This window comes from Bacillus sp. 005/A4HT-01/001 (genome assembly GCF_004634445.1).
Taxonomy (GTDB): Bacteria; Bacillota; Bacilli; order Bacillales; family Bacillaceae; genus Bacillus; species Bacillus altitudinis.
On record NZ_SEIZ01000021.1, the window covers coordinates 1 to 1,496 of the forward strand.

Consider the following 1,496-nt stretch of genomic DNA (forward strand, 5'->3'; position numbering starts at 1 on the left):
CGGAGTTACTGGAGCTACTGGAGATACCGGGCCTACTGGTGCCACTGGTGTAACTGGTGATACCGGACCTACTGGTGCCACTGGTGTAACTGGAGATACTGGGCCTACCGGAGCCACTGGTGTAACTGGTGATACCGGACCTACTGGTGCTACTGGAGTTACTGGCCCTACGGGAGCCACTGGAGTAACTGGAGATACCGGGCCTACCGGTGTAGGATTAACAGGAATTGAAGCGTTTGATCCGGTAGTAAGTCCTACTTACCGGGTAGGGCAAGTAGTGACCTTTAATGGCAGTACGTATGTAGTAAATACTGCACCACCGACAGGTACACCAGATACTTCCCCAGACTACACATTACTGGCTGCAGCAGGATCAACTGGAGATACTGGAGTAACTGGAGATACCGGACCTACCGGTGCGACTGGTGTAACTGGTGATACTGGACCTACCGGAGCCACTGGAGTAACTGGAGCTACTGGGCCTACCGGAGCCACTGGTGTAACTGGAGATACCGGACCTACCGGTGCTACTGGTGTAACTGGAGATACCGGGCCTACCGGTGATACGGGTGCAACTGGTGCCACTGGTGTAACTGGTGATACCGGACCTACTGGAGCCACTGGTGATACCGGGCCTACCGGAGATACGGGTGCGACTGGTGCCACTGGTGTAACTGGAGATACTGGGCCTACTGGTGCTACTGGAGATACCGGACCTACTGGTGATACCGGACCTACTGGTGATACCGGGCCTACTGGTGTAACTGGTGTAACTGGAGATACTGGTCCAACCGGAGTTACTGGAGATACTGGAGCTACTGGGCCTACCGGAGCCACTGGTGTAACTGGTGATACTGGCCCTACGGGTGCCACTGGTGTAACTGGTGATACTGGCCCTACGGGTGCCACTGGTGCCACCGGAGTTACTGGAGCTACTGGAGATACCGGGCCTACTGGTGCCACTGGTGTAACTGGTGATACCGGACCTACTGGTCCAACAGGTGCTACTGGAGTTACTGGAGCTACTGGCCCTACCGGAGCCACTGGTGCCACCGGAGTTACTGGAGCTACTGGAGATACCGGGCCTACTGGTGCCACTGGTGTAACTGGTGATACCGGACCTACTGGTGATACCGGGCCTACTGGTGTAACTGGTGTAACTGGAGATACTGGAAATACCGGACCTACTGGTCCAACCGGAGTTACTGGAGATACTGGTATAACTGGTGCGACTGGTGTAACTGGTGATACTGGTCCAACCGGTGCGACTGGTGTAACTGGTGATACCGGGCCTACTGGTGCCACTGGTGTAACTGGTGATACCGGACCTACCGGTGCGACTGGAGTTACTGGCCCTACGGGAGCCACTGGAGTAACTGGAGATACTGGGCCTACCGGAGCCACTGGAGCCACTGGAGATACTGGAGATACCGGACCTACCGGTGCGACTGGTGTAACTGGTGATACCGGGCCTACTGGTGCGACTGGAGTTACTG

1 pseudogene is annotated in these 1,496 nt (G+C 56.0%); it reads left to right on the forward strand.

From position 1 onward, the window contains the following. Positions 1-1,496, forward strand: a pseudogene (locus ES896_RS19950) (hypothetical protein); the annotation flags it as partial.